The sequence below is a fragment of the Curtobacterium sp. MCBA15_001 genome (assembly GCF_001864835.1).
Lineage (GTDB): Bacteria > Actinomycetota > Actinomycetes > Actinomycetales > Microbacteriaceae > Curtobacterium.
Genome location: NZ_MJGI01000023.1, coordinates 309,365 through 309,730, shown reverse-complemented (window position 1 = coordinate 309,730; position 366 = coordinate 309,365). Strand labels below are relative to the sequence as shown.

1 protein-coding gene is annotated in these 366 nt (G+C 77.9%); it reads right to left on the bottom strand.

Annotated features, from left to right (window positions below; translation table 11 throughout):
• Nucleotides 1–61: 61 nt before the first annotated feature.
• A partial coding sequence (locus tag BIU90_RS10750; RefSeq protein WP_175470192.1) for an N-acetyltransferase occupies nucleotides 62–366 on the bottom strand: 305 nt, incomplete at its 5' end.

The window sequence follows — 366 nt, the reverse complement described above, 5'->3', positions numbered from 1 at the left end:
GGCCTCCCGTCCGTCTCGGCGACGGTCCGTGTCGGCGACGGTCCGTCCTGGCGACGGTCCGTCAGCCGGTGACGTAGGTGCGCGTCGGTGCGCCGGTCAGCGCGTGCGGGAACTCGGTGCCCGTCGGGCGGAACCCGGCCGCCTCGTAGAGGCGGACGGCGCGGGCATTGCCGGCCAGAGCGTGGAGTGCCACGGCGTCGTGCCCCGCCGCGCGTGCGGCCTCGACCCCAGCGACGAGCAGCGCGCGCCCGACACCGCGGGCCTGCAGGTCGGGTCGGACCGCCAGCAGCGACAGGTAGGCGGCGCCCTCGGGGTCGCCCGCGCGGCCGGTGCCCGGTGCCGTGACGAGCACGAAGCCGTCGAGCG